Annotated in this window: 18 protein-coding genes and 2 pseudogenes; 2 read left to right on the plus strand and 18 right to left on the minus strand. The window is 59.4% G+C overall.

What is annotated here, in order from left to right:
- Window positions 1–174: 174 nt before the first annotated feature.
- The 7 genes from SIC15_RS19895 to SIC15_RS19925 all read right to left on the minus strand — a co-directional run bounded on the left by SIC15_RS19895 (window position 175) and on the right by SIC15_RS19925 (window position 10,459).
- Window positions 175–2,778, minus strand: a complete 2,604-nt coding sequence (locus tag SIC15_RS19895; RefSeq protein WP_412536773.1) for an EAL domain-containing protein — start codon at window positions 2,776–2,778, stop codon at window positions 175–177.
- Entirely contained in the window at window positions 2,771–4,657 is a 1,887-nt protein-coding gene (gene ftsH, locus SIC15_RS19900) for an ATP-dependent zinc metalloprotease FtsH (RefSeq protein WP_412536774.1), read from the minus strand. Before ftsH ends, SIC15_RS19895 begins: the two co-directional genes overlap by 8 nt.
- 27 nt (window positions 4,658–4,684) lie before the next feature.
- On the minus strand, window positions 4,685–6,118 hold the full coding sequence (gene cls / locus SIC15_RS19905) for a cardiolipin synthase (RefSeq protein ID WP_078468261.1): 1,434 nt from the start codon (window positions 6,116–6,118) through the stop codon (window positions 4,685–4,687).
- Between the two features lie 16 nt (window positions 6,119–6,134).
- Window positions 6,135–8,984 (minus strand): heat shock survival AAA family ATPase ClpK, encoded by a 2,850-nt coding sequence (clpK, locus tag SIC15_RS19910; protein ID WP_412536775.1) that lies wholly within the window; start codon window positions 8,982–8,984, stop codon window positions 6,135–6,137.
- A gap of 97 nt (window positions 8,985–9,081) precedes the next feature.
- Window positions 9,082–9,651: an Hsp20/alpha crystallin family protein gene (locus SIC15_RS19915; RefSeq protein WP_155684583.1), complete on the minus strand. Its 570-nt coding sequence runs from the start codon at window positions 9,649–9,651 to the stop codon at window positions 9,082–9,084.
- Between the two features lie 35 nt (window positions 9,652–9,686).
- Complete coding sequence (locus SIC15_RS19920; protein ID WP_033872270.1) at window positions 9,687–9,968, minus strand: helix-turn-helix transcriptional regulator; 282 nt, start codon at window positions 9,966–9,968, stop codon at window positions 9,687–9,689.
- 227 nt (window positions 9,969–10,195) lie between these two features.
- Window positions 10,196–10,459: a hypothetical protein gene (locus tag SIC15_RS19925; RefSeq protein WP_412536776.1), complete on the minus strand. Its 264-nt coding sequence runs from the start codon at window positions 10,457–10,459 to the stop codon at window positions 10,196–10,198.
- Window positions 10,460–10,473: 14 nt separating this feature from the next.
- Between SIC15_RS19925 and SIC15_RS19930 the strand changes: the two genes are divergently transcribed.
- Together SIC15_RS19930 and SIC15_RS19935 are read left to right on the plus strand one after the other, a co-directional pair.
- Window positions 10,474–10,737 (plus strand): transposase, encoded by a 264-nt coding sequence (locus SIC15_RS19930; RefSeq protein WP_001446199.1) that lies wholly within the window; start codon window positions 10,474–10,476, stop codon window positions 10,735–10,737.
- Window positions 10,694–10,846: pseudogene (locus tag SIC15_RS19935) on the plus strand (transposase domain-containing protein); the annotation flags it as partial. The gene SIC15_RS19930 and the pseudogene SIC15_RS19935, both read left to right, overlap by 44 nt.
- Window positions 10,847–11,136: 290 nt before the next feature.
- On the opposite strand, the pseudogene SIC15_RS19940 reads toward SIC15_RS19935, so the two are convergent.
- The 11 genes and pseudogenes from SIC15_RS19940 to atpG all read right to left on the minus strand — a co-directional run.
- Window positions 11,137–11,238 (minus strand): annotated as a pseudogene (locus SIC15_RS19940) (ATP-binding protein); the annotation flags it as partial.
- Between the two features lie 91 nt (window positions 11,239–11,329).
- Complete coding sequence (locus tag SIC15_RS19945) at window positions 11,330–12,952, minus strand: Tn7-like element transposition protein TnsE (RefSeq protein WP_016782884.1); 1,623 nt, start codon at window positions 12,950–12,952, stop codon at window positions 11,330–11,332.
- On the minus strand, window positions 12,945–14,447 hold the full coding sequence (locus SIC15_RS19950) for a TnsD family Tn7-like transposition protein (protein WP_000273849.1): 1,503 nt from the start codon (window positions 14,445–14,447) through the stop codon (window positions 12,945–12,947). The genes SIC15_RS19945 and SIC15_RS19950 overlap by 8 nt, the downstream gene beginning before the upstream one ends.
- A 1-nt stretch (window position 14,448) precedes the next feature.
- Window positions 14,449–16,059, minus strand: coding sequence for an ATP-binding protein (locus tag SIC15_RS19955; protein WP_016782883.1), 1,611 nt, complete (start codon window positions 16,057–16,059; stop codon window positions 14,449–14,451).
- Complete coding sequence (locus SIC15_RS19960; protein WP_412537641.1) at window positions 16,052–18,112, minus strand: Mu transposase C-terminal domain-containing protein; 2,061 nt, start codon at window positions 18,110–18,112, stop codon at window positions 16,052–16,054. The genes SIC15_RS19955 and SIC15_RS19960 overlap by 8 nt, the downstream gene beginning before the upstream one ends.
- A gap of 13 nt (window positions 18,113–18,125) precedes the next feature.
- Window positions 18,126–18,953 (minus strand): TnsA endonuclease N-terminal domain-containing protein, encoded by an 828-nt coding sequence (locus SIC15_RS19965; protein ID WP_095041107.1) that lies wholly within the window; start codon window positions 18,951–18,953, stop codon window positions 18,126–18,128.
- 144 nt (window positions 18,954–19,097) lie between these two features.
- Window positions 19,098–20,930: a glutamine--fructose-6-phosphate transaminase (isomerizing) gene (gene glmS / locus SIC15_RS19970; RefSeq protein WP_412536777.1), complete on the minus strand. Its 1,833-nt coding sequence runs from the start codon at window positions 20,928–20,930 to the stop codon at window positions 19,098–19,100.
- A gap of 30 nt (window positions 20,931–20,960) precedes the next feature.
- Complete coding sequence (gene glmU / locus SIC15_RS19975) at window positions 20,961–22,325, minus strand: bifunctional UDP-N-acetylglucosamine diphosphorylase/glucosamine-1-phosphate N-acetyltransferase GlmU (protein WP_412536778.1); 1,365 nt, start codon at window positions 22,323–22,325, stop codon at window positions 20,961–20,963.
- A 149-nt stretch (window positions 22,326–22,474) separates the two neighbouring features.
- Window positions 22,475–22,897, minus strand: a complete 423-nt coding sequence (locus SIC15_RS19980) for a F0F1 ATP synthase subunit epsilon (RefSeq protein ID WP_008172596.1) — start codon at window positions 22,895–22,897, stop codon at window positions 22,475–22,477.
- A 47-nt stretch (window positions 22,898–22,944) separates the two neighbouring features.
- Window positions 22,945–24,339 carry a F0F1 ATP synthase subunit beta gene (gene atpD / locus SIC15_RS19985; protein WP_069182392.1) on the minus strand — a complete coding sequence of 465 codons (1,395 nt, stop codon included), beginning with the start codon at window positions 24,337–24,339 and terminating at the stop codon, window positions 22,945–22,947.
- A 55-nt stretch (window positions 24,340–24,394) separates the two neighbouring features.
- Entirely contained in the window at window positions 24,395–25,258 is an 864-nt protein-coding gene (gene atpG, locus SIC15_RS19990; RefSeq protein WP_008172593.1) for a F0F1 ATP synthase subunit gamma, read from the minus strand.
- Window positions 25,259–25,269: the final 11 nt, after the last annotated feature.

The following is a 25,269-nucleotide window of genomic DNA, read 5'->3' on the forward strand; positions in this document are numbered from 1 at the left end:
TCTCTCTTTCAATGAAACGTTAATGGAACGGGGTGTCCGATAAGACGACTCGATTACACCTGCATCACCGGGGCAATTGCGAAGCCACCCAGCGCATAATGCCCTGCGCGCCCGTGGCGCCGCCGTTGGGTGGATCAGCCTCCTGCACGTCAACCCTTCGTCCCATGCACGGCATCAATCCGGCTTCTGGTCCGGCGGCAGCAATCCCAGCAGATCTGCCTGCAAATGTTGCAACTTGTCGATGCCAGCCCTCAATGCCTCGACACGGCCGGCTTTTTTCATTTCACTCAGGGTGTGAGCCAACTGCTGGATGCTCTGATGCAGGACATCGACCTGATCATCAGGATCCTTGCCGAAGAACGTAGGGCGACCACTTTGATCCCGCCAGTATTGGAGTGTTTCGGATTGAGGAGGCACTTGGGTCTTACCTGACAGATAGTCGATCATCTGGGAAATCCAGACCCGGTGGTCAGCGTATGTGAACGGCACGGGCAGCGCGGAGCGACTGTCAGGTTTGAATCCCTTCCAGGATAAAGGTACCTGCCAGGTGTGTAGCCATTGCTCGAATTCATGCGCCGGCATCGGATGCCCGATGGCATAACCCTGGCCCCACTCGCATCCCAGACGCAGCAGCATTTCACCATGCTGAATGGATTCGACTCCCTCCGCGATGCAGTTCCTGCCAAACGACCTTGCCAGTGCCAGTAGCGCATCCAGGATGGCGATATCGTCCGGATCCTCGAGCATGTCGCGTATAAAACCTTGGTCGATCTTGAGCAGGTACGCGGGCAGGCGCTTCAGATAGGTCAGCGATGAATAGCCGCTGCCGAAATCGTCGAGGGCAAAACGCAATCCCATCCTCTCGCACAGCGCCATCAACTGAGACACTTGAACGAAGTCCTCCACGGCGCTGGTTTCGAGGATTTCCAGTTCAAGGTCTTGCGGCTGGACACCGGGATGTCGTGACAACATACCCCGTAGATGCATGATGAAGTCCGGTTGCAGCAAGTGCCGCGCACCGATATTCACGCTGATCGGGACATGAAGGCCGGCCTTGCGCCAAACTTCGATCTGGGTCAGCGCAGCCTCGATGGTCCATTTCCCCACGTCAATCCCGAGCGGATGATTCTCAATGAGGGGTAGGAAGGAGGCAGGAGATAACAAGCCACGCGTCGGATGTTGCCAGCGGATCAAGGCTTCGGCGCCCAGCACCTCACCGGTGCGCATGTTGACCTTAGGTTGGAAGTAAAGCAGAAACTGCCCATTGGCAAGTGCATTCTCTATGCTGTCCAATCCTTCGTGACGGGTGCGCAGCGTACGATCCTTCTCCGTATCGAAAACGTGATATCGATTCTTGCCAGCTTGCTTGGCGAAATACATGGCCTGATCTGCCTGCCGCAGTAGTTGGTCGGCGTCGATGTCTTCGCCTTGCGGGTAGTAGCTCACACCGATACTCGCGCTCACTTCGCACAGTGCGTCACCAATCGGTACGGGCTGTGCCGCTACCTCGATCAGGCGATCAAGAATTGGTAGGCTGAAGGAGTTTTCCGGCAGATCGACCAGAACGGCGACAAACTCATCACCTCCAAGACGGGCCAAGGTATCGTCTTCGCGCAACACCTGCGTCATACGCCTGGACAGGACGGACAGCAATTTGTCGCCGACTGCGTGGCCGTGCTGGTCGTTGACCTCCTTGAATCCATCCAGATCGATGAAGACAACCGCCAGGTGCATGCCACGCCGACGTGTCTGACGAATGGCCTGCTTAAGGCGGTCTCCAAGCAATAGTCGATTGGGCAAGCCGGTGAGCAGGTCGTAATGAGCAACGCGTTCAAGCTGTTGCTGGTTCTCCTTCAGCGCCGTGATGTCGGAGAACATGGCTACGTAATGCTCGATATTGCCCTGCATATCCGGGACTGCACTGATCGTCAGCAGCGCGGCAAACTGACTGCCGTTCTTGCGTCGGCACCAGAGCTCTCCGTGCCAATAGTCGTGCTCACGCAGAGCCTGCCAAACGGTCTGATAGAACTCATCGTCATAGCGATCGGACTCGAGCAGACGAGGTGTCTGACCCATTACTTCCTCCCGCGCATAACCAGTGATCACGGAAAACGCCCGATTGACGTTGACTATGTGGCCTTGAGCGTCCGTAACGAGGATGCCCTCTCCTGCGTGCTCAAAAACTTTAGCCGCAAGGCGAAGCTCTTCCGCGGATCTTCTGCGTGAGGTGACATCATGGATATAACCGTGCCAGAGGATGCTCCCATCAGGCATGGCTTCAGGCGACGCCTCGCCTTCGACCCAGATCACCCGACCGTCTGGAAACTGCACCCGGTACTCGTCATGCCAAAGCGCGAGTGACTGCCCCGACGCCTGTATGGTTTCATGCACACGGTCGCGGTCTTCAGGATGGAGCGCAGCGAACGCAGGAGTGGCATCTTCGACAACATCCTCCGGTGCAACCCCGTATATTTCCCGCATCTTCGCGCTGGCATAAGGGAAGTGCGAGCTGCCGTCCGGACGAAGACGGTATTGGTAAAGCATACCGGGAACGTGGCTGGCCAACTCTTCTCGCTGTAGGCGCATAGAGTTCAGCGCCTGCTCGACCCTCTTGAGATCGGTGATGTCCTCTACCGTCGCTGTGGTCAGCTCGATGGGTTCTCCGGCGAACAGCGGGTACTGGCACCGCCCGCAATTGGGCTGCTCAGCCAGTTTGTTGGCTGGAACGCGATTGATGGATTGGCAGTGTGGGCAGACGATATGAAGGCTGTCACTCATGAGGGGCTCCCTGGGACACAGAGGAAGCAATGGCTCCGGCAGTTGGACCACTGTGACATGGGGATTCGAGCTGTAGCCCCTGCGTCAGTTGCCGGATGCTGTATTCATCCAGCGTTTCCCGTGCGAGCAGTTCGCGCGCGCACCGCTCCAGCACTTCTCGGTTGATTTCGAGAATTCGGTATGCACGATCAAACACACCCATCACGATGTCACGGATGGCTTGGTCGATGCGTGTCTGAGTCGATTCGGCTACCCGGCAGCCACCCTGTACCAGTTCAGGCGCATCAAGAAAACGCGGCCTCTGCGCCTCAAAAGCAACGTACCCCAAGCCCTCATCCATGCCGAAGCGCGTAATCATGTCGCGGGCAATGTCGGTGGCCCGCGCGAGATCGTCTGAAGCCCCTGTGGACAGCTCGCCAAACACGAGCTTCTCAGCCGCGCGCCCTCCCAGGAGCACGGCGATCTTGTGCTCGAGGTCAGCACGTGTCATCAGAAATCGGTCTTCGGTGGGCCGCTGCAGGGTGTAGCCGAGTGCACCGATGCCACGCGGCACGATTGAAATCTTGTGTACCGGATCGGTGCCGGGCAGCGCCAGCGCCACCAGCGCATGCCCCATCTCGTGATAGGCCACGGTTTCCCGCTCCTTCGGATTGAGCACACGGTTCTTCCTTTCCAGGCCGGCCACGATGCGCTCGATGGCGGCGGTGAAGTCTTGCAGTTCCACAGCCTGCGCCCTGCGCCGCGTCGCGTTCAGCGCTGCTTCGTTCACGAGATTGGCCAGATCAGCGCCGGAAAAGCCGGTGGTCAACGCCGCCACCTGTTCCAGATCTACACCGTGGGCCAGGGTGATCTTCTTGACATGGACCTTCAGGATATCCAGGCGCCCCTTCTTGTCGGGGCGGTCTACCAGCATCTGACGGTCGAAGCGGCCGGCGCGCAGCAAGGCCTGATCCAGGACCTCCGGCCGGTTGGTGGCTGCGAGGATGATCAGTCCGACCGAGCTGTCGAAGCCGTCCATTTCAGTAAGTAACTGGTTCAGCGTCTGCTCACGCTCGTCGTGTCCACCGTTCGGTCCTCCGACACCGCGTGCACGGCCCAGGGCATCCAGCTCATCGATGAAGATGATCGCCGGTGCCTGCGCACGCGCCTGTTCGAACAGGTCGCGCACACGGGCCGCACCCACGCCGACGAACATCTCGACAAACTCCGAGCCTGAGATGGAGAAGAAGGGCACCGCCGCCTCGCCGGCAACAGCCTTGGCCAGCAATGTCTTGCCGGTGCCCGGTGGGCCGACCAGCAACACGCCCTTGGGAATGCGCGCCCCGAGCCGTCCATACTCCTGCGGATTCTTGAGGAAGTCGACGATCTCAACCAACTCCGCCTTGGCTTCATCGACGCCAGCGACATCGGCAAAGGTCACGCCGGTGTTCTTCTCCATGAATACCTTGGCGCGGCTCTTGCCGATGCTCAGGAAGCCACCCATGCCCTGCTTCTCGGCGAAGCGGCGGAACAGGAAGAACCAGACGCCGAAGAAGGCCACCGCCGGCAGAATCCAGGAGAGCACATCACGCAGCCAGGTGTTTTCCACCACCCGCGCATAGGGCACCTCGTACTTGGACAGCCGCTCGGCCAGGTCGGGTTCGACGCGGGTGGCCACGATGGTGGTCTTGCCCCGGCTGTCCGGCGATTTCAGGCGCCCGGTCACCGTGCGGTCCGCCACCAGCACATCGGCGACGCGCCCCTCGGCCAACGCTTTCTCGAATTCGCTGTAGGGTACGGGCTCGACGGTCTTGGCCGCCTGCCAGTAGTTCTGCAGCGTCAGCAGCAACAGGGCGGCGACGATCCAGTAACCAATGTTCCATTGATCTTTCTTTTCCATGGGCAATGTTCCTCGCAAGTCGTGTCGCTAGAGAATGGGGGTGAACAGACGGGCCAACCCGTCGCGTAAGCGGATGGCCAGCGGGCGGGCGCGCAACGCCTTCGCCGATATCTCGCCCGACGCATCACGGGCGGCATCAAAAAGGGATGACAGCCGCGTAGACAACGCGGTGTCGTACACCTCCACATTGAACTCGAAGTTGAGGCGCAGGCTGCGCGCGTCCCAATTGGCCGAACCCAGGCAGCACCACGCTCCGTCTACCAGCATCAGCTTGCTGTGGTCGAACGGGCCAGGCCGTTCGAAGATGCGCACACCGTGCTCCAGCACCTGCCAGTAGTGGGCGCGCGCCGCCCATTGCACCGTGGGATGGTCGCCGTTTGCGGGCGTCAGCACGTCGATACGCACGCCGCGCAACGCGGCCGTACTCAGCGCCGCGATCATCGGCTGATCGGGCACGAAGTAAGGTGTCCAGATGCGCACCGAATGCTTCGCCGCGCTCAAAGCGCCCATGAAGGTCCAGCGCATCCGGTCCAGGGCCTCGTCGGGACCGGCCTCGATGCCGCGCGCCCAACTGGTTCCCGGCTCATCAGCCGTTACGGGCGGTTCGCCCCAGAAACCCTTGCTGAGCCGCTCGCCCGTGGTATCGCACCAATCATCGGTGAAGCTCCGCATCAGATGCTCTACCACCGGCCCGCGCAGACGAAAGTGCAAATCGTGACAGGCCTGGCCCGGCGCACCGGGCCGCCAATACGTGCTGAAGATGTTCAATCCGCCGGTGAAACCCGTCTCGCCATCGATCACCAGCAGCTTGCGGTGATTGCGCAGATGCGCGGCATGCAGGCGCGCGGGAATCAATGTCGGGTTGAACGTCGCCACCGGAACGCCGGCGCGCTGCAAGGCGCGGTAGGCGCTGCGGGGCGTCCAGCGGGCATACACGTCGTCGATCAGCACCCGCACTTGCACGCCGCGCTCATGAGCCCGGCGCAGCGCATCGACGAACTGCGCCCCGATGCCTTGGCTGTCGAAGATGTACGAGGCCAAGGCGACGCTGTACCGCGCCGATTCGATGGCGGCGAGCATGGCCGGGTAGGCCTGCTCGCCATCGACAAGCGGCTCGATGCGGTTGCCGCCGGTCAGCGACTGGCCGGTGGCGCGTCCCACCAGGTGGGCCAGACCGGCAAGTGGCGGCGATACAGCCTCGGGCATCGTGGGCGAGAGATCCTGCCGAACAGCAGGATGATCTGCCCCCGGGAAGAGCCGCCGCGCCCGCCGCTGGTAACGGTTGATGCCGAACAGCACATACAGCAGCGAACCGCCCAGCGGCAACAAGGCGATCAGCAGTACCCACAGCGTGGCCGATCGAGGGTCACGCTTGTAGATGACCGCGTGCCCCGCTGTGGGGACAGCGACCGCCAGCGACACGAGGGTGGCTGCCCATGTCAGCCCATTGGGGTCGGACACGACAGCCTCCCATCGCTCAAGATTCGCCGTCCGCTGACTTCTTCTTGCGCGCAGGCTTGCTCGCGTCGCTAGGCGGCGTCTCGGCCACGTTCGCGGCATCGGGCTTTTCAGGCTCAGCCGGCTTCGCGGGTGGCTCCTGGCGCTCGAAGACCACCCGTTCGGCCTTGTCGTCCCAGCGGGCGCTGGCGTGATCGCCCTTGCCGATACCGCCACCCAGCATCTCGCGCGCCAGTGCCGTCTCCAGCTCGCTGCGGATCAGCCGCTTGAGCTCACGCGCGCCGAACTCGGGCTTGTAGCCTTCCTCCGCGAAGTGGTCGATCAAGGTCTGATCGAAGGTCAGCGTCACGCCCTGGCTGGCGGCGTTGCGGGCCACACGATCGAGCTGCAGGCCGACGATATGGCGGATCTCCTCCTTGCCCAGCGCATGGAAGACGATGATCTCGTCGATGCGGTTGATGAACTCGGGGCGGAAGTGTCCGCGCAGCACGTCCATCACCTCGGACTTGGTCTTCTCGTATTCCTCGCCGGCGGCGCTACGGGCCTTCAGCCGACGCTGGATGATGTCCGAGCCCAAGTTCGAGGTGGCGATGATGATGGTGTTGGTGAAATCCACCACCCGGCCCTTGCCGTCGGTGAGCCGCCCGTCGTCGAACACCTGCAGCAGGATGTTGTAGACGTCGGGGTGAGCCTTCTCGATCTCGTCCAGCAGCAACACGCTATAGGGCTTGCGACGCACCTTCTCGGTGAGCTGGCCGCCCTCGTCATAGCCCACATAACCCGGAGGCGCGCCCACCAGGCGTGCCACGGTATGGCGTTCCCCGTACTCGGACATGTCGATGCGCAGCAGCGCACCTTCATCGCCATAGATGGACTCGGCCAGCGCCTTGGCGAGCTCGGTCTTGCCCACGCCGGTCGGCCCGAGGAACAGAAAAGTCGCCACCGGCTTGCCGCCTTCGCGCAGCCCCGCGCGCGACAACCGCACGGCATCGGCCACCGCGCGCACCGCTTCGTCCTGGCCCACCAGGCGCTCGTGCAGCCGCTGCTCCAGATGCAACAGCTTCTCGCGTTCCTCCACCGTCAGCTCGTTGACCGGAATGCCGGTCAGGCGCGAGACGATCTGCGCGACATGCTCGGCCTTGACTTCGGCGCTGCCCGAGGCGCGCTCGCGCTCCCAATCTTCGATGAGCTTCTTGAGTTCGGCCTCTTTTGCCTCGATGCGCTTGCCCAGCTCGGCGGCCTTGTCGTACTGCTTGCGCGAGGCCATGTAGTCCTGCTCACGCCGCAACTGGTGCAGTTCGGACTCCAGCTCTTGCACCGCCACCGGGCGGACCGTGGCTGACAGCTTCACGCGTGCGGCCGCCTGGTCAAGCAGGTCGATGGCCTTGTCAGGCAAAAAGCGCGCGGTGATGTAGCGGTCCGACAACTCGGCGGCGGCGATGATCGCATCCTCGGTGATGCTGACCTTGTGGTGCGCCTCGAAGGTGTCGCGCAGGCCGCGCAGGATCATCATGGTCTGCGCTACCGTCGGCTCGGGCACCATCACCGGCTGGAAACGACGCTCCAGCGCGGCGTCCTTCTCGATGTACTTCTGATACTCGTTGAGCGTGGTGGCGCCGATCAGGTTCAGCTCGCCGCGCGCCATCATCGGCTTGAACACGTTGGCCACGTCCAGCCCGCCTTCGCCGCCACCCTGGCCGGCACCGACGATGGTGTGCACTTCATCGATGAAGAGAATCATCTCGCCCTGGTGCTCGGTCACTTCCTTGAGCACCTTCTGCACGCGCTCCTCGAACTCGCCGCGGTACTTGGCGCCGGCCACCATGGCGTTGATGTTGAGTTCGACCAGACGCTTGTCGCGCAGCGTCTCGGGCACTTCACCGGCGACCATGCGCTGCGCCAGCCCTTCGACGATGGCGGTCTTGCCGACGCCGGGCTCACCGATCAACACCGGGTTGTTTTTCTTGCGCCGGGCCAGCACCTCGATGGTGGTCTCGATCTCCTGCGCACGGCCGATGACCGGATCGAGCTTGCCCTCGCGCGCCATCTTGGTGAGGTCGCGCGAGTATTTATCCAGCTCGGGCGTGTTGGTCGGCGTCTCGGCGCGGCCATCCTCGGCCCCTTTGCCGACCACCTTGCTTACCTGCTGGCGCAGCGCTTGCGGCGTGAGACCGTAACGACGTAGCAGGTTGGCCGCCAAACCTTCGCCTTCCTCGGCGAGCCCGATCAGGAAATGCTCCGGCCCGACATAAGAGTGGCCGAGTTCATTGGAGGCCACGAAAGCACGGCTGAGCGCGTCCTTGACCCGGGGCGACACGCCGATCTCGCCCTCGAACGGCTTCTCGCCGCGCTTGGCTTCGGATTCGATCTGTTGCTTGAGGTCATCGACCTTGATCTTGAACTGCCCCAGGATGGTCTTGACCACATCGCTGTCGGATAGCGCCAGCAGCAGGTGTTCGGTATCAACTTCGGCGCGCCCGAACTCTGCAGCGTGTCGGGCGGCCTCCTGCAATAGGGCCTCGGACTGTTCGCTGATACGGCTGGCGAGCCCACTGCCGCGACGGCGCGCAGTGCCCGTACCGGCCGGGGCGGGTTCGCCGAACGAGGCATCGACCACCTCGTCGGTATCGGCCGCCATGGACGGCGAATCGTCACCGATGCGGAAGAAGTCGCTGCCGAGGAAGTCTTCGAACAAGCCGCTGCGCGAGCCAAACAAGGCTTCCAGCGGCGAGACGGTGCGCTTTTGCTGGCGCACCAGTTGGCGATAGTGATCGTCACACAACAGCATGGTGCTGTGACGACCATTGAGATTGGCTTCCACCCGCACCGTGGCGGGCTGGCCGCAGACCTGGCATTGTTTTCTGGCCATGCTCATGCTCCTTGAGAGGACTGATTTGACGAGGCGCCGAAGGTCACGGCGCCTCGCCATTCACTTGGTTTTTCTGTAGAGAACGAGCCGATCGGCGTCAGCCGTTGATCGGGATCGAGCGGCCCTGCTTGGGGGCGCTGGCCTCGCGCTTTTCCATCGTGATCGTGAGCACGCCGTTCTTGAAAGCGGCCTTGATCGTGTCCTGGTTGGCATCGGTCGGCAGGTTCAGAGCGCGCTGAAAGCTGCCGTAGGAGCGCTCCACCCGGTGGAAACCGCCGTCTTTCGTTTCCTGCTCCTGACGCTTTTCACCGCGAACCAGCAGCACGTCGTTGTCGAGCGTGATCTGGATGTCTTTTTCCTCGACGCCGGGTACTTCCAGGGCGATCTTGTACTGCTTGTCGGTCTCCTGGATGTCCAGCGCCGGCTTCAGCAGGCCCGGCCAGTCCGACGGCCAGCGTGGCATGGCCAGCGCCGGAAAGCCGAAGCCTCGAAACGCGTCGTCGAAGAGGCGATCGATCTCGCGATGCAATTGCAGGATGGGACTGACGGGCCCACCCGCTACCGGCAGGTCATTGCGCTGCACCGGTAGCGAGGCAGTGCTCTGTTGTTCTTCCTGCTCCTTCTTGAACCAGTTCCAGGGAGCCAACTTCTTGAAATCAATGTCCATGTCACACCTCCAGAAGAAAAATTGAAGACTCTCGCTCACTCCGTTTGCCTGCGGCGACGGACAGCGCGCCCAGACGATACGGAGTGTTCCGCTGACTTCGGCTGCTCATCTGTGCGTATCACCTCCTTCTTTCTGCCTGCTTGGATCTGATCATTGATCCATTGATCGATTTCACTTTGACGAAACCGCCACGTCCCGCCGAGCTTGAAGGCCGGAATTTCCCCGTGCGCGGCGAGCCGGTAAAGCGTCCGCTTGCCGACCTTTAAGTAGGTAGCCAACTCGTCGAGTGTGAAGATCGCCTGCTGGCGCGCTGTCATACCACCCCCACAAGTTCCGTCGTCACGCGGCCTCGCTCGAGGAAATTCTTGCAAGACTTTGCAAGATATTGCGCCTAACATGCCGAAAGTCAAGAGTCAACATCCAGCGACCTGCTGGCCGATTGATGTGACTCAAATCTTCAAGGACGGTATGCCAGGGCGGGCCGGTCCGGCGCAGGGGACGGTGGGTTGATCGGGACCTTGCGGGCGCCGCCCACGGCCGCAGATCAAACACCGATCCTCACGTTGTAACCGAGCGCCCGCAGCCCCTTGCTCGTCCGCATGTTCCTTGGTGGATACTCGTCTGGGCGCGCCCAGCCGACAATTTCCCCGAGGCTGCTCAGACCAATGCGTGGAATTGCCCAGTCGTCGCTGCGGATCGCGTTCCAGAGTCGGGCCGAAACACTTCCGTTGCCCCAGACAGCGTAGTTCAACAGTATCCGTCCGGCCAACACACCTTCCCGACACCGCCGCCGAAGGCCATGGCCCATCAAGCGGATTTTCCATGCCCCCTCAGCGCCGTACCTACAGCAAATCTTTCAAGGCCCAGGTCATTCAGGAGTGTTCTGAACCCGGTGCCTCCATCGCAAACATCGCCTTGGGCTACAGCCTCAATGCCAACCTCGTCCACAAATGGATTCGGCTGCATACCCAGAAAACCACGGCTATCCAGCCAGCGTTCATCCCGTTGCCTTCTCAAATGCTCGGCGCGGGATCGCATGCTCAAGTGCGCTGCTGCGATCATGAGTTTGATCCAGTCGGCCCGTAATAATGGGCACGATCCGTATGCCTATCTCAAGGATGTGCTGACACGGTTGCCGACGCAGCGGGCGAGTGAGATTGCAGAGCTGCTGCCGCATAGGTGGCATCCGGCATAGTCGCGCAAGACGGTTTGCCCGCACGCTTACGTTCAACAGCTCAAGCACCGTCCGCCCTTCGCGGGATCGTTGCCGCCAGAGCCACACGCCGAACTTTTCCACCTTGTCGTCGCCGGCCTGCGGTCAGTCAGGCAAGCCCAGGTGCTCGTTTTCCTGCTTGATCGCGTGGTCTCGGATCGCGTGCACCCGGGAAACGGCATCCACGAACTGCCACCATCTCTTAGCTTGGCGGGGTCAAGCCAGCCGGGATGCCCGGACGGTTACGCTGGTCCGCGCCCAGTTGCAGCACCAAGGTCGGCCGCAGTGATGAAGCGGGTCTTGATGCCGCACTGCGCCGCCCGATAGCGCAGTGCGATGGCCAGATGCGTCTTGCCGACTCCCAAGGGGCCTATATCGCCTTGGCACGGCTCCGGGCAGTTTCGGGGAGGCTGCACGCAGTGCGCGACAAGATGTATCGCAGCCGAACTGCGGTGTATTCTGCAATCAGCCTAGGGCCGCGCGTATCCGCTGCTTCCAGTCGAACACCCGGGCATGGTTGGCCCCAGGTGAGCTTTCTTTCGGGTGATGCACAGAGTGCAAAGGCTCACAGTACTTCGCCATGGTGCCTGGCCAACGCAACGAGCCTTTCACTGTCTCCCTCAAGATCCTGTCTATGCATTTTCCTGCCTCAACACCTGCTTTGAAGCCCATGATCCGCGTTGACATGGTCTTCCGGTTGTCTGAGGTATCTATTTCTAGAAGGTAGCGTTGATCGCCGTTTTGCAGCTTGAACCTTGCCAGCAGATAGCAGCGTGATTTTTCGTGATCAATCATGTGGTAGCTGCAACGTGGAACGGGCGGCAGAGGCCTCACTTCCAGTGCTACCAGCGCAACTCCAGACTCTTGGGTGATTTGTTCAAGAATCTCTCGGAGCAGCGAGAAGCGATCTGCAAGCCGTTCATGCTCGTCCCCATCACCCTCTCCCTCACCCAATTGTTGGAATTCTCCTGACGCTATGCTGCCCTCGCTCACAGGATCAGCCACGCCGAAGAGTTGGCTTTCTCTGCTCGGGCATTGCTCGTCGTCGACCTTCTTGCCATGACCGTTGGCACGCTCCCCGTTGTAGGCGATCTTGGTGCGCAGCTGAGCATCAAACGTGACTCCCTCAACGGGCAGATGAATCAACCTCTGCTCCTTGGCAGCAGTCGGCTCTTCGTCAGCATCCACCTCCAACTCTTTCGCTCCCGATGGCACGGATACACAGCCTGTGTTCTCTCCCCTGACGGGTAACTTGAGAGCAGGGTGATGGAAAAAAATATCACCGCGATGGCTAAACCGGAGCCCCTGAAGCTTTTCGATCTCCCAGACCAGCAATTCGTTGCTTTCCGGATCAAAGGGGCCTCGCACATCCATGGTGGTACCCGCGAGGGAAGTGGGTGCCTGAAAGTCGAACTGCCACCTGGCATACGCCGACTCTTGCAGTACCCGCTCTTGCCTTTGATTGAGGCTTTGCCAGATTGACTCGAAGGATCGCCTCACATCCTGATTCAGCAGCAGCCAACTGAAATGGTCTCTGTATCCCTTGATTTTGAGAAGCTGACTTGGGGCCCCCGTCTTCGGGGGCGTATGGATATGAACAACATCACCCTCTCTGTAGATCGTGAAGGCCATGTCCAAGCCATTCGGTGCGAAGGCTGCACGAACGATGAAGGCTGCGTGGAAGAACATTTTTCGTGCCAGCTCGAATTTCGGCAGCCAGACGGTCAGACCATCGACCTCGAACACAAAGCATCGCTGTCCAGATATCTCAGGATTTGCAGCAAGCCTTCTGGCCAGACGTGGGCACTCACCCAACTGCCTTTCCCGCCAGGTATCTATTGCAGGAAGCACCACCGTCTTCTTGAAACCACTGGGACGATAAGGAGCCCCTTCTTCGCCAAGAAACTCGCGACCAACGGCCAAGACACACGACATCTCCTGTGCGAACCGCTGCAGCTGCAGCTGACCGTTACGCTCAAAGAGAGCCGCCAACTGCCACTGGGCCGCCGGAGTCTTGGCCCTGAAAAAATTTCCAACGGCCAGCAACCTGGATCCGTTCGGGATCTGACGAAATACTGTCCTATTCAATCCATCTTCCTATCAATCGAATGAACGCAGTGGTCAGTGGTGCCACCCTGCTTTTTTCCAATCCACAACGCTTTTCCAGCTCCCAGCGCCTAGACGTTATGCCTGTCTGTACATCCTTCAGCATCGCTGCAGTCAGGCGACGGATCTGATACTCGCCGACGGACTCGGCATAGCGATCCAGGAAGGTGCAGCAAAGAGGCAATTGATCGAGACGGTGCTCGACTGATGCCCGATGGGGTAGCTGCTGCAGGAACCAGTTGCGACTCCTGCGCGGAAGGCCCAGGTCTTCTTCGCTACCTCTACCAATCCGGATCAGCAGGCGCACCAACCTTATGTCACGCGCTCGCCAGTCGATGTGGCTGTTGTTGCCCTGTCGGCGCTGCCTGACCTGGTTCGCAACCATCAGCCAGTGTCGGTCATGACGATAGAGCCAGGCGTAACATGCCCCTGCTCCGTCTTGCCTGGCTGCCTTGGCTCCACCGTGATTAGCCAGTGCTTGCAGCCAAATGGCTCGGTACTGCTGCTTTTGCTCAAACTCAGCAGGGAGCAGCTGCACTGACCGCTCGGAGGCAAGGTCGACCTGGCGAGTCTTCGCCTCGCTGATCAGCTCGCCAGCATGCTGGCCAGGGCGCAGGCTGGTCCAGACGATCAGATGCTGCAGCGCACTGAATCCCTTGCGATGCTTCCTGAACATCGCCAACAGCCAAGGTGGAGGCTCTCCGGATGTCAGCAGACCGTTCGCAGCAAGCCAATCCCTTTGATGGGATGCCAGGATCTTCTCCCAGATGACTTCAGCCCTGACCTGCCGGCCTCGCCTGGCGCCGCACTCTGTAGCCAGGTACCGGTACAGGTTGGTCCAGCGTCCGTAGCCAGGCGATTGCACCTCTTCGAGCGCCAGCAGCTGCATAGCAGCCTTGGCGAGCCTGATAGCCTCTTCGCCCACGGGACTCACGCGAAGATCACGGGGCAGAAACAGTGGAGAGGCTGTATGAAACTCGTGCCGCTGCGCTCGACGGAACGGGATAGGTGAGTTCAGGAGCTGACAGCCATGCTCGGGACAGGCATCTATCCCTTGAATCTGCCAGCTACGCCGCCAGTAGGGTTCACCGTAGCGCGCAGCCATATCTTCAAAGCAGATCGGGCAGTAACGCAGCCAATCGGGCCACTTGACCAAGGCCGTCGAGGCCCCAGACAGACCAATCGTCGGCCGGTCGGGAGCAAGCATGGCCTGAAAAAGATCGGTACGGCGCTCCGGCGGAATGAAAGGGGCATAGAGCGGGAACAGCGTGTGATTCAGGATCATGCCTTCCGCATCCAAGCCCGTGTTGTTCGCCAACGCAGTCAGGTGTGTGGGCAGATCGGTGATCGCGGCAACCTTGCTGTCACCGAAAAGCATGTGCAGCAAGGTCTTGTGGCTGCCTATCCCCAGATGTACCCGGCACCGGGCAATACCGCTGTAAAGCAGTTCGTCCGGGTAGAGCCTGGGGAAGTACATGTCAGCTCGCTCTCAGCAGAGGCCGCAGATCGAGGATCAAGCCAGCCTGCTTGAATCTGTCATAGGCCTCGCTTTCAGGCCCATCGGCATAACGTCGGCGCAGATCCTCCTCGGATAGGCACCCCCACTCCGTCCGCTTAACTCTGGAAATGCCGGGCCTCTTGGGAGCGTCCTGCGCGAGGTAGGCCGTGGCCTTGTGAATCAGGGCCGCCAGCGGGATGTCCGGATTCTCCGCCAACAATTCATCGGCCATGGGAATGGCGATGTCCCTCGGGATTTCCATACCTTCGAGCAGGGCGGCCAACCGCTTTGCCTTGTCATCAGCCGGAGGGGCCGGTGGTTTAGGTTGGGGGACGCTATCCAGAGAGCGAGTCAGGGTCAGCAACCGTCCCTCGATCTCTGGCATCAGCAGGTCGTCATATTTGGCGATCAGCTCGGGCCTACCGCTCCGCAAGGCCGCCAGCATCGGATGGACCGGTTTGAACTCGTCCTCGAAAACCCTGCGCAGCAACAGCGGCTTAATGCACTCGACACCTGTCACTATCGCCCGGATCTGCGCCAGCGCGAACAGCTTGATGACGATGTCCATGACCCCTTGGGTGAGGTCGTACATCGTAGCCTCCAGTTCATCATCCAGCGGCGCCGCATTTCGCAGCCACTGATACTTCCAAAGCCGCTTCAACAGACGCTTCCAATGCTCGTCCCGAGGCAACCTATCCCAGCGGATGCTGCCCAACCCGGAGACCCGCCGAGCAGCCCGGAACGTGCGCTGGAAGAATTTGCTGGCCCGGTGGGTGCCGACCTGAATGATCGGAACACCGATGGTGTTCACCAGCGACACGAAGAAATTGTGCATTTTTTCGGCACCACCGGAGCGTGCCTCGTTGAGGTTCTGAACCTCGTCGATGATCAGCACTCCGAGCGTGTGCAGATTGGCCACCTGGCACATGGATGCCAGCAGACGTTTGGTACCCAGCTTCTTGCGTCCGTGGCTACGGCTGTAGTGGGTACCCAGGATCTTGTCTACTTCGTTGAAGAAGCTCAGGCACAGCTCATCCAAGTCACCGTCAATTGGGCAGTCGATCTTCAGGTAGACCAGTTGGGTGATGTTGTAATCAGGGTGATGGAGAGCTTGGGGGTACATGCCCAGAATCCGCTCCAGCGTGCGCGTCTTGCCGCAACCGGAGCAGCCGAACAGCGACAGGCTGTTGGCCGTAGAGGAGACACTCTGGTACACCGCCGCATCCAGATCCTCCTCCTCGACACGGCGATAGCCATTCTGCAGGTGCGCATACCAGGCACCGCTGGCCGGATTCCGACCGATGTACCCTTGACGGATCATCAGGCTGATCTTGCTCTCCAGCTCCAAGTGATGGCTCAGCGGCTGGAAGAAGCCGTGCAACAGGCGGGCAATCGCATGTGCCCTGAGTCGACCATCCAGAAGCGCCTCCTGCGGCTCGAAACCGGGAAGCTGCTGCAATAGATCGACCACCTCCTGCAGATCAGGAATCGGAGGCAATGCGCTGATGAGCGGATTGTCCTGATACTCGGGAAGCTGCTGCTCCTGGTAACGCGCCAGGGGAATGACTCCGCGCTGGAATTCTTCAGTCATCCTCTTCCTCCTTGAATATCAGGTCACTGAGATCTGGGAAGGCATAATCTTCCTGCTTCTCGCCCCGCAGTGGGATCACCTCGGCTGGCTTTTCCTGCTGTGCTTTATCCGGTTTGAATGCTGTTTTCTGGCGTTCCTGGCGCTTTTCCTGCTGCTTGTTCTCGCGGATCTGGGTTCCCAGATCCTTCGTGGTCATACCCGTTTTGACCGGACTGGCATCCTCTGCCTGGGCAACGATGGACTCGATCTGCTTCAGAAGATTGCCTCTCTCTACCAAAGCTTCCGCCGCCGCGTTGGTATCGCTACGCCGTTCCTCTCTGGACAGCAGCCAGACATCCCAGAAGGTCATCCCCCTGAAGCGTCGACTGCGGTCGGCAAGATCGCAAACCCAGTAGTCCTTGAGACTATTGGACGGCCGCAGGTAGATGTGGTCGGCGCTACGCGGATCGTATGCGACCGTTACCCCTGTCGGCCGGCGCCCCTGGCCTCGGTGAAACCAACCCTCCCTGATTGCTTCCTGGCAGGTGTAGAAGCAGCCGAACAGCCTGATTCCCAGCTCCGAAACCGTGGCCGACTCATGGGGCAAGAGATTTATCCGCACCAGCTCCTCGGGCGCAGTACGTAACCGGCCGGTCAAGTTGGCCAAGCCCCAGTTCCACAGCATGACCGGGATGGCTGGCAGATCGCCCGGCATACCAGAGGTTCTGTCGTATTTGCTCAAGGTATGAAAGTTGTTGTGGTAGAGGATGCCGGCAATGATGATCTGGGTGAACTCGGGCAAGGTCAGACTGGCATCAAGTCTGTAGTCGTGGCCACCCCGCTTCCGGCTGGTGGTGTCCTCGACCACACCGCTGGCATAGGGCTTGAAACGCTCCTGCACCGTCCGGAAATAACGCTCGACGATCCCCTTGGCATCTCCTCGCCTGGCCGGTGCATTCTCGATGCGAACGCCGAAGGCTTGGGAAAATGCTTCCACCTTGGTGCCATTCAGTTCGCCCTTATCGGCCAGCACCACATCCGGCAAGCCTTTGACCGGCCAGTCGCTGGCATCGATCTCCACGCTATACTGGCGGCAATACTCAACCTTGTCGGCGACCGTGCTGGCCAATGCCACCATGGCACTGACCCAGGAAGGTCCCTCGAATCCGACGTACATACCAACGACCATGCGGCTGAACACGTCGATCACCATGTAAACGACAGGCCTGCCGACGATAAGGCTGCGATCATGTTCTGAAACCAGATAGATATCGGCGATGGTGGCATCGATCTGGTAGCGGTATCCGGGCCCCAGTGCCTCGGTCGTCGATGTACTGCTGAGCGGTCGGAAGTCCTTGGCAAAATCCACTGCGGACACCCTGCATGGCAAGGTGTCGGTGAAGTGATATTCGCGCCCATAGAAGTAACGGAACTGCCCCAATGTAGGCAGTTCGAAGGTCGGCAGCTCCGTCAGAACAGCACGGAGCAGATTCAGCCCGGCGGCGTAGGCATCAGGAATGGACGGATGTTTTTCCTTGAGCAAACGTTCCTCGATGACCCGGCGAAAAATGCGCTCGATGTCCGGCGTGACATTGCTCCCTTTCCCCTCCATCACCACTCTGGGCCTGCCCAGCTTGGCCTGGTTCGGCTTTCTGCGCTTGCCACGGGCGCCCGAGTTGACATAGTCCGGCAAGAGGGCATTCCTGCACATGCCTCGCTGCCAGTAGCGCCTCAGTAACCTATACACCGTCTGATTGGTGACACCATGGCGCTCCATGATGCCTCTGACAATGAGCCCTCTGGGGCGCCGCACGAAAAGCTGGGGGTCGTGCACAAAATCCGCCAGCATTCCCCAAGCTTCATCACGCTTCTGCTGATCAAGGGAACCTTCCTCAACCTCCCGTAGGACTGTTTCCTCGAAGGGATCGGCAATGCTCTCCAGCTCCCGCTCCATGATCAGACGCTCCAGCTCTACAATCGATATCGGTTCGGGCAACGCCGTGTCCGAATCGATATCGATCCAGATTGCCTGCTCGGTACCGGACCAAAGCAGGCGCTTTCGCAGTTCCCCCATCCGGAACACCTGATTAACGGGCAACACTGCTCAGCTCCTGATGCATTTGATGAGAGTTGGCAACCAGGTCTTTCGGCTTCAGCTCCCGGTAAGGAGTGTCAAGATCGAAAAGGAAACAGTGCCGGGCCAGCAACTGGCGTAGCCAATAGAGCGCCTGACCGGCCTCCAGCTGGCCGTAGGTATCCAGTCCTTGGGCAATAGCGGTCAGCTTCCGGTCTGGGTGACGCTGAAACTCGAGCAGAAACAGCTGCTGGTAATGGGCGAGATCGTCCTGAGCGATGTCGCCTTCAGCATGGGCAGGATAGAGCCATTGGATATTGGCAAATGCCACCTTGGATACCTCGCGCTCAGTGACGATGACCCAGGGAATACCTTTTTCCTGCCAGTAGCGCCTTTCAAGCTCAAGCCTCTCGATAACTTCAGGCTTCTGCAGGTCGGTACTGTACTTGGCCTGAATCGCGATGCTCGGGCGCTGAGGATCTTCGAAATCCACCAGAAAGTCGCTGGTCAGTACCTGCGGGGTACCCTTGTAACAACCGTGGGGCAGGCCAAGCTCCTCGGCGATGCGCACCGTATCTTCGACCCGCATCGGAAACTGTTCACGGATATCGGTGACATGGGGAGACCGATCCAAGGTCAGGAAGATGGCCAGTTCAAGATCGGATAGAAGATGGTGTAAACGCCGGGTCTTGCTGCCAGGCAGGCGGTGGGAGCGACCCAGCGAGGACACGTCCCTGGTGTAGATGAACGGCTTGTAGTCTGATCCCTGGCCTTGGCCACGCCCGTCCTTGAGCCTTCTATCGATCTGGGCCTGGGTCAGCCCCTTGAATGTTCCAGACATGAGAAAGCCTGCCCCCGCTGTGTCGATGACCTCAACATAGCGGATGCAGGCTCAGAATGAAACTTTATTTATACGGACGATACTTTATTTATACGGATGAACCTTTATTTGCATCCCACAAGCCCCGCGTGTGCGGGGCTTTTTTCATTCAACGGTAACGCTTTTCGCCAGATTGCGGGGCTGGTCCACATCGGTGCCCTTAAGCACCGCTACATGATAGGAAAGTAGCTGCAGTGGCACGGTGTAAACAATCGGGGCCGTAATCGGATGCACAGAAGGAATCTGCATCACGTGAAGGCCCTCTTCGGCTTTCACATCGGCCTTCTTATCCGCAAAGACAAACAGCTCGCCGCCGCGGGCCCGCACTTCTTCCAGGTTGGACTTCAGCTTCTCAACCAGATCATTGTTGGGCGCGACAGTGACCACCGGCATTTCGCTGTCGACCAGGGCCAGAGGACCATGCTTCAGTTCACCGGCCGGATAGGCCTCGGCGTGAATGTAGGAGATTTCCTTGAGCTTGAGGGCACCTTCCAGGGCAACCGGGAACTGGGAACCGCGGCCCAGGAACAGGCTGTGGTTCTTGTCCATGAAGGCTTTGGACATCTCGGCAATCTCGGCATCCAGGGCCAGGACATCACTGACCTGGCCAGGCAGCAGATGGATGGCCTCAACGATCTCTGCTTCCTGCGGTTCCGGCAGCCCGTTGTGACGAGCAAGAGCCAGGGTGAAAAGGAGCAGTGCGGTCAGTTGGGTGGTAAAGGCCTTGGTGGAGGCCACGCCGATTTCCGGTCCGGCCTGGGTCATGATCACCAGGTCGGATTCCCGCACCAGGGAGCTGCCCGGCACGTTGCAGATGGCCAGCGCCGCCCGGAAGCCTGCTTTCTTGGCCTGGCGCAGAGCCGCCAAGGTATCGGCGGTTTCGCCGGACTGGGAGATACACAGGAACAGGGTGTCCTGCTGGATCACGTGCTTGCGGTAACGAAACTCAGAGGCCACTTCCACCGAGCAGGCAATACCAGCCAACTCCTCAATCCAGTAACGAGCCACCATACCGGCATGGTAACTGGTGCCGCAGGCAATGATCTGTACGTGACGAACGTTCTCAAGCAGATTTGCTGCCTCGGTACCCAATGCCTGTTCCAGCACCCGGGTTTTGGTGACCCGGCCTTCCATGGTGGCCTTGATCACTTTGGGCTGCTCATAAATTTCCTTGAGCATGAAATGACGGTATTCGCCCTTGTCGGCTGAATCGGCGCCATGTTCGAAACGGGTTACTTCCCGCTCCACCGACTGACCCTCGCGATCGAGAACAGTGATGGCATCCTTGCGGATGTCCGCAATGTCCCCTTCTTCCAGGAACATGAAGCGATCGGTGACCGGCAGCAGCGCGAGCTGGTCCGACGCAATGAAGTTCTCACCGATACCCACGCCGATCACCAGCGGGCTGCCCTCACGGCACACGACGAGATGGTCGGGTTCATCGGCGTGAACAACGGCCAGGGCATAGGCGCCACGAAGACGGGCAATGGCGGCCCGCACCGAATCATGGAGATTCCCCAGGGTCCGGTAGTTCTTCTCGATGAGGTGGGCAACGACTTCAGTATCGGTCTGGGAGGAAAACTCGAAACCATCCGCCCGCAGCTCTTCGCGCAGCTCCTGATAGTTCTCGATAATGCCGTTATGGACGATTGCGAGCCGCTCGCCGGACATGTGCGGGTGGGCATTGATCTGGGAGGGCTCACCGTGGGTGGCCCAGCGGGTGTGAGCAATGCCCAGATGACCTGCAAGCGGGTTGGCTTTCATGGCGTCGCCGAGCGCGGCAACCTTGCCCACCTCCCGCGCGCGTTGAACCTTGTGATCACCACCGATCACGGCCATGCCCGCGGAGTCATACCCGCGATATTCCAGACGGCGCAGACCCTCAAGAAGGATGCCCTGAACGTCCCTTTCCGAAACCGCGCCTACAATTCCACACATGCTGCTATACCTGTCTGTCGATCGTTTAAATCAGTGTTTCTTCGGCTTTTCCCAACCGGAGATATTCCGCTGTCGGCCCCTGGCAACGGCCAGTTCGCTCTCGGCGACGTCCCGTGTAATGGTCGAGCCAGCACCAATGGTGGCCTCGGGCGCTACCGTGACTGGCGCCACCAGCGAACAGTTGGAGCCCACGAAGACGCCGTCCCCTATAATCGTCTGGTACTTGTTCGCCCCATCATAATTGCAGGTGATGGTTCCTGCACCCACATTCACACGAGCACCGAGGGTGGCATCACCAACATAACTGAGGTGGCTGATTTTGCTCCCTTCACCAACCACGGATTTTTTCAGCTCTACGAAATTGCCAACTTTTGTATTGGCGGCCAGTCGGTTACCGGGACGGAACCGGGCGTACGGTCCGATCTGCGCATTCTCCCCGATGGTGGAGCTCTCAATCACACTGTAGGCCTTGATCTCCGTTCCGTCACCAATATGGGCATCCTTGATAACGCAGCCCGGGCCAACATGAACGCGATTTCCCAGCGTCACCTCGCCCTCGAACACGGCGTTTACATCAATATACACATCACAACCAACCGAGAGATTACCCCGGACGTCGATTCGGGCCGGGTCGGCCAGGGTAGCTCCCTGCAGCATGAGTTGCTGCGATTGCTGGAGCTGGAACCAGCGTTCAAGCTCGGCCAGCTGAACGCGGTTGTTCACGCCCTGAACTTCCATGACATCCGCGGGTTGATTGGAAGCCACTTCCACGGAATCTTTAGCTGCCATGGCGATGATGTCAGTCAGGTAGTATTCCCCCTGAGCATTGTCGTTCGACAGTTGCGGCAACCAACGCTTCAAATGTGCAGCACTCACACCAAGAATCCCGGTGTTAACCTCCCGGATCGCCTGTTGATCGACACTGGCGTCTTTCTGCTCGACAATGCGAGTGACGTTGCCGTCGGCGTCCCGAACGATCCGGCCATAGCCAGTTGGATCGTCCATCGTAACCGTCAGCAGACCCAAGCTATCGCCGCTAACATGATCCACCAGAATCGCGAGGGTCTGCTTACGGATCAGTGGCACGTCGCCATACAGCACAAGCACACGGGCGTCGTCCGGTAGATGATCCAGAACCTGCATCACAGCATGGCCGGTACCCAAGCGCTCACGCTGCTCCACCCAGTGTATGGTGTCGTCGCTGATAGTCTGGCGAACCTGATCGGCACCATGCCCGATGACGGTATGGATCGTATCGGCACCGAGTTCGTGTGCCGTATCGATTACGTGCTGAAGCATGGGTCGACCTGCGAGGGTGTGGAGAACCTTCGGTAATGTCGATTTCATGCGCGATCCCTGGCCGGCGGCCAGAATGACGACGTGTAGCGGGCTCATGGAAAAGTCAGGCTCCCGGAGTGTTGAGTCTCTGAATACTGAAAATAAAAAAACCGCACCCTTCAGGGCCGGATGGCCAACGTAACACGTTGGTCTTCCAGCCGCTCAGGATGCGGCTTCGGTGTTCGGCAAACCCGAAACGGAAATGCTTATCGCATTTTGTTACGCAGCTGCTGGATGGTACGAAGCTGAGCAACAGCTTCGGCCAGCTCTGCAGCGGCACGGGAGTACTCGAATTCACCGGTCTTGTTGGCAAGTGCTTTCTCGGCTTCTTTCTGAGCTTCGAGCGCGGCTGCTTCGTCCACATCCTTTGCACGAACCGCGGTATCCGCCAACAAAGTGACCAGATTGGGCTGAACTTCCAGATACCCGCCGGACACGTAAAGAATCTCTTCTTCACCGCCCTGCTTGATGATCCGAATAGGGCCCGGCTTCAGCTGGGTCAGCAGCGGAGTGTGACCCGGGGCAATACCCAGGTCACCTTCAGAACCGGCTGCGATCAGCATTTCCACCAATCCGGAATAGATCTTTGTTTCGGCACTTACCACATCACAATGCACGGTCATACCCATGTCAGTTGCCTCTTTGATCGATCCGGAAACAAATGCGTCGGCTCAGATTAGCTCTTTGCCTTGCTCTTCATTTCCTTCGCTTTCTCGACCGCTTCCTCAATGGTACCAACCATGTAGAACGCCTGCTCGGGCAATTCGTCATAGTCACCATTCAGGATGCCCTTAAAGCTGCTGATGGTTTCCTTGAGGGAAACGTACTTACCGGGGGAACCGGTGAATACTTCAGCAACGTGGAACGGCTGGGACAGAAAACGCTCGATCTTACGGGCACGGGCAACGGTCAGCTTGTCTTCCTCTGACAGTTCGTCCATACCCAGGATGGCGATGATGTCTTTCAGCTCCTTGTAGCGCTGCAGGTTAGTCTGCACGCCACGGGCCACTTCGTAGTGCTCCTGGCCGATGATCAGCGGATCCAGCTGACGAGAGGTGGAATCCAGCGGATCGATCGCCGGGTAGATACCCTTGGAAGCGATGTCACGGCTCAGTACCACGGTCGCATCCAGGTGCGAGAAGGTGGTTGCAGGCGACGGGTCAGTCAAGTCATCCGCCGGTACGTAGACCGCCTGGATGGACGTGATGGAACCGTTCTTGGTGGAGGTAATACGCTCCTGCAGCTGACCCATCTCTTCAGCCAGAGTCGGCTGGTAACCTACCGCAGACGGCATACGGCCGAGCAGTGCGGATACTTCGGTACCGGCCAGGGTGTAACGGTAGATGTTGTCAACGAACAACAGTACGTCACGACCTTCGTCCCGGAACTTCTCAGCCATGGTGAGACCGGTCAGGGCCACACGCAGACGGTTTCCAGGGGGCTCGTTCATCTGGCCGTAAACCATGGCAACCTTATCGAGAACGTTGGACTCCTTCATTTCATAGTAGAAGTCGTTACCTTCCCGGGTCCGCTCACCAACACCTGCGAATACGGAGAGACCGGAGTGCTCTTTCGCGATGTTGTTGATCAGTTCCATCATGTTTACGGTTTTACCAACACCGGCACCACCGAACAGACCAACCTTACCACCCTTGGCGAACGGGCAGATCAGGTCGATAACCTTGATGCCGGTTTCCAGCAGGTCCGCAGACGCTGCCTGGTCGGCATAGCCCGGGGCCTTACGGTGAATCGCCCAACGCTCTTCTTCGCCGATATCGCCGGCTTCGTCGATGGGGCGACCCAGAACGTCCATGATACGGCCCAGAGTCTGGGTACCAACCGGTACCGAAATCGGGTTACCGGTGTTTTCTGCTTTCAGGCCACGCTTCAGGCCTTCGGTGCTGCCCATGGCGATGGTACGAACAATGCCGTCACCCAGCTGCTGCTGGACTTCCAGAGTTGTTTCGCCACCTTCAAGCAGCAGTGCGTCATATACTTTGGGTACGGAGTCACGTGGGAATTCCACGTCGATAACCGCGCCAATGATCTGAACGATTTGTCCGCTACTCATGCTCGGTTCCTCGTTATCTTGATAGTCAATAAAACCAGTTGGATTGTGGGCTGGATCAGACCGAAGCGGCGCCGCTCACAATCTCCGATATCTCTTGGGTAATGGCTGCCTGACGCGCCTTGTTATAAGCCAGCTGAAGCTCGTCGATAATGCTACCGGCGTTGTCAGTTGCGCTCTTCATGGCGATCATCCGGGCTGCCTGTTCACATGCCAGATTTTCTACCACACCCTGGTACACCTGGGATTCAATAAAACGTGGCAGAAGGCCATCGAGGATCTGCCTGGCATCGGGCTCGTAGAGATAATCCCACTGGTTCTTGATCTCTTCCTCGTCTTCGCTCTCCGGCAGGGGCAGAAGCTGCTCCACCTTCGGGCTTTGGGTCATGGTGTTAACGAACTCGTTGCTGACCACGTACAGGCGATCAATCTTTCCTTCCGAGAACGCATCCAGCATAACCTTGACGTTGCCGATGAGTTTTTCAGAGCTCGGGCTGTCCCCCAGATGGGTCAGCGCCGCGACGACATTGCCGCCGTAGCTCCGGAAAAAGGAAGCCCCTTTCTGCCCGATGGCGCACAGATCGGTTTCCACTCCTTTTTCTTTCCACGCTTTCATTTCACGGACAAGCGCTTTGAACAGGTTAATGTTCAGACCACCGCAGAGGCCACGATCAGTTGACACCACGATATAGCCCACGCGCTTGACCTCGCGCTCGACCATGAACGGGTGCTTGTACTGAGCATTCGCCTTGGCAATGTGCCCGATCACCTGACGCATCTTGTCGGCATACGGGCGGGTTGCCTGCATGCGCTCCTGAGCCTTACGCATTTTACTCGCAGCCACCATTTCCATGGCGCTGGTGATTTTCTGCGTGCTCTTGATGCTTGATATCTGGTTACGTATTTCTTTGCCGACGGCCATAACTCACTGCC

The organism is Marinobacter sp. MIT932201, assembly GCF_047123295.1.
Taxonomy (GTDB): Bacteria; Pseudomonadota; Gammaproteobacteria; order Pseudomonadales; family Oleiphilaceae; genus Marinobacter; species Marinobacter salsuginis.

What these genes read in the sequence shown, in the direction of transcription:
- SIC15_RS19895 (WP_412536773.1), bottom strand. Translation starts at nt 2,778, where the DNA reads ATGAGTGACAGCCTTCATATCGTCTGCCCACACTGCCAATCCATCAAT.
- ftsH (WP_412536774.1), bottom strand. Translation starts at nt 4,657, where the DNA reads ATGGAAAAGAAAGATCAATGGAACATTGGTTACTGGATCGTCGCCGCC.
- clpK (WP_412536775.1), bottom strand. Translation starts at nt 8,984, where the DNA reads ATGGCCAGAAAACAATGCCAGGTCTGCGGCCAGCCCGCCACGGTGCGG.
- SIC15_RS19915 (WP_155684583.1), bottom strand. Translation starts at nt 9,651, where the DNA reads ATGGACATTGATTTCAAGAAGTTGGCTCCCTGGAACTGGTTCAAGAAG.
- SIC15_RS19920 (WP_033872270.1), bottom strand. Translation starts at nt 9,968, where the DNA reads ATGACAGCGCGCCAGCAGGCGATCTTCACACTCGACGAGTTGGCTACC.
- SIC15_RS19925 (WP_412536776.1), bottom strand. Translation starts at nt 10,459, where the DNA reads ATGGGCCATGGCCTTCGGCGGCGGTGTCGGGAAGGTGTGTTGGCCGGA.
- SIC15_RS19930 (WP_001446199.1), top strand. Translation starts at nt 10,474, where the DNA reads ATGCCCCCTCAGCGCCGTACCTACAGCAAATCTTTCAAGGCCCAGGTC.
- SIC15_RS19950 (WP_000273849.1), bottom strand. Translation starts at nt 14,447, where the DNA reads ATGTACTTCCCCAGGCTCTACCCGGACGAACTGCTTTACAGCGGTATT.
- SIC15_RS19955 (WP_016782883.1), bottom strand. Translation starts at nt 16,059, where the DNA reads ATGACTGAAGAATTCCAGCGCGGAGTCATTCCCCTGGCGCGTTACCAG.
- SIC15_RS19960 (WP_412537641.1), bottom strand. Translation starts at nt 18,112, where the DNA reads ATGGGGGAACTGCGAAAGCGCCTGCTTTGGTCCGGTACCGAGCAGGCA.
- SIC15_RS19965 (WP_095041107.1), bottom strand. Translation starts at nt 18,953, where the DNA reads ATGTCTGGAACATTCAAGGGGCTGACCCAGGCCCAGATCGATAGAAGG.
- glmS (WP_412536777.1), bottom strand. Translation starts at nt 20,930, where the DNA reads ATGTGTGGAATTGTAGGCGCGGTTTCGGAAAGGGACGTTCAGGGCATC.
- glmU (WP_412536778.1), bottom strand. Translation starts at nt 22,325, where the DNA reads ATGAGCCCGCTACACGTCGTCATTCTGGCCGCCGGCCAGGGATCGCGC.
- SIC15_RS19980 (WP_008172596.1), bottom strand. Translation starts at nt 22,897, where the DNA reads ATGGGTATGACCGTGCATTGTGATGTGGTAAGTGCCGAAACAAAGATC.
- atpD (WP_069182392.1), bottom strand. Translation starts at nt 24,339, where the DNA reads ATGAGTAGCGGACAAATCGTTCAGATCATTGGCGCGGTTATCGACGTG.
- atpG (WP_008172593.1), bottom strand. Translation starts at nt 25,258, where the DNA reads ATGGCCGTCGGCAAAGAAATACGTAACCAGATATCAAGCATCAAGAGC.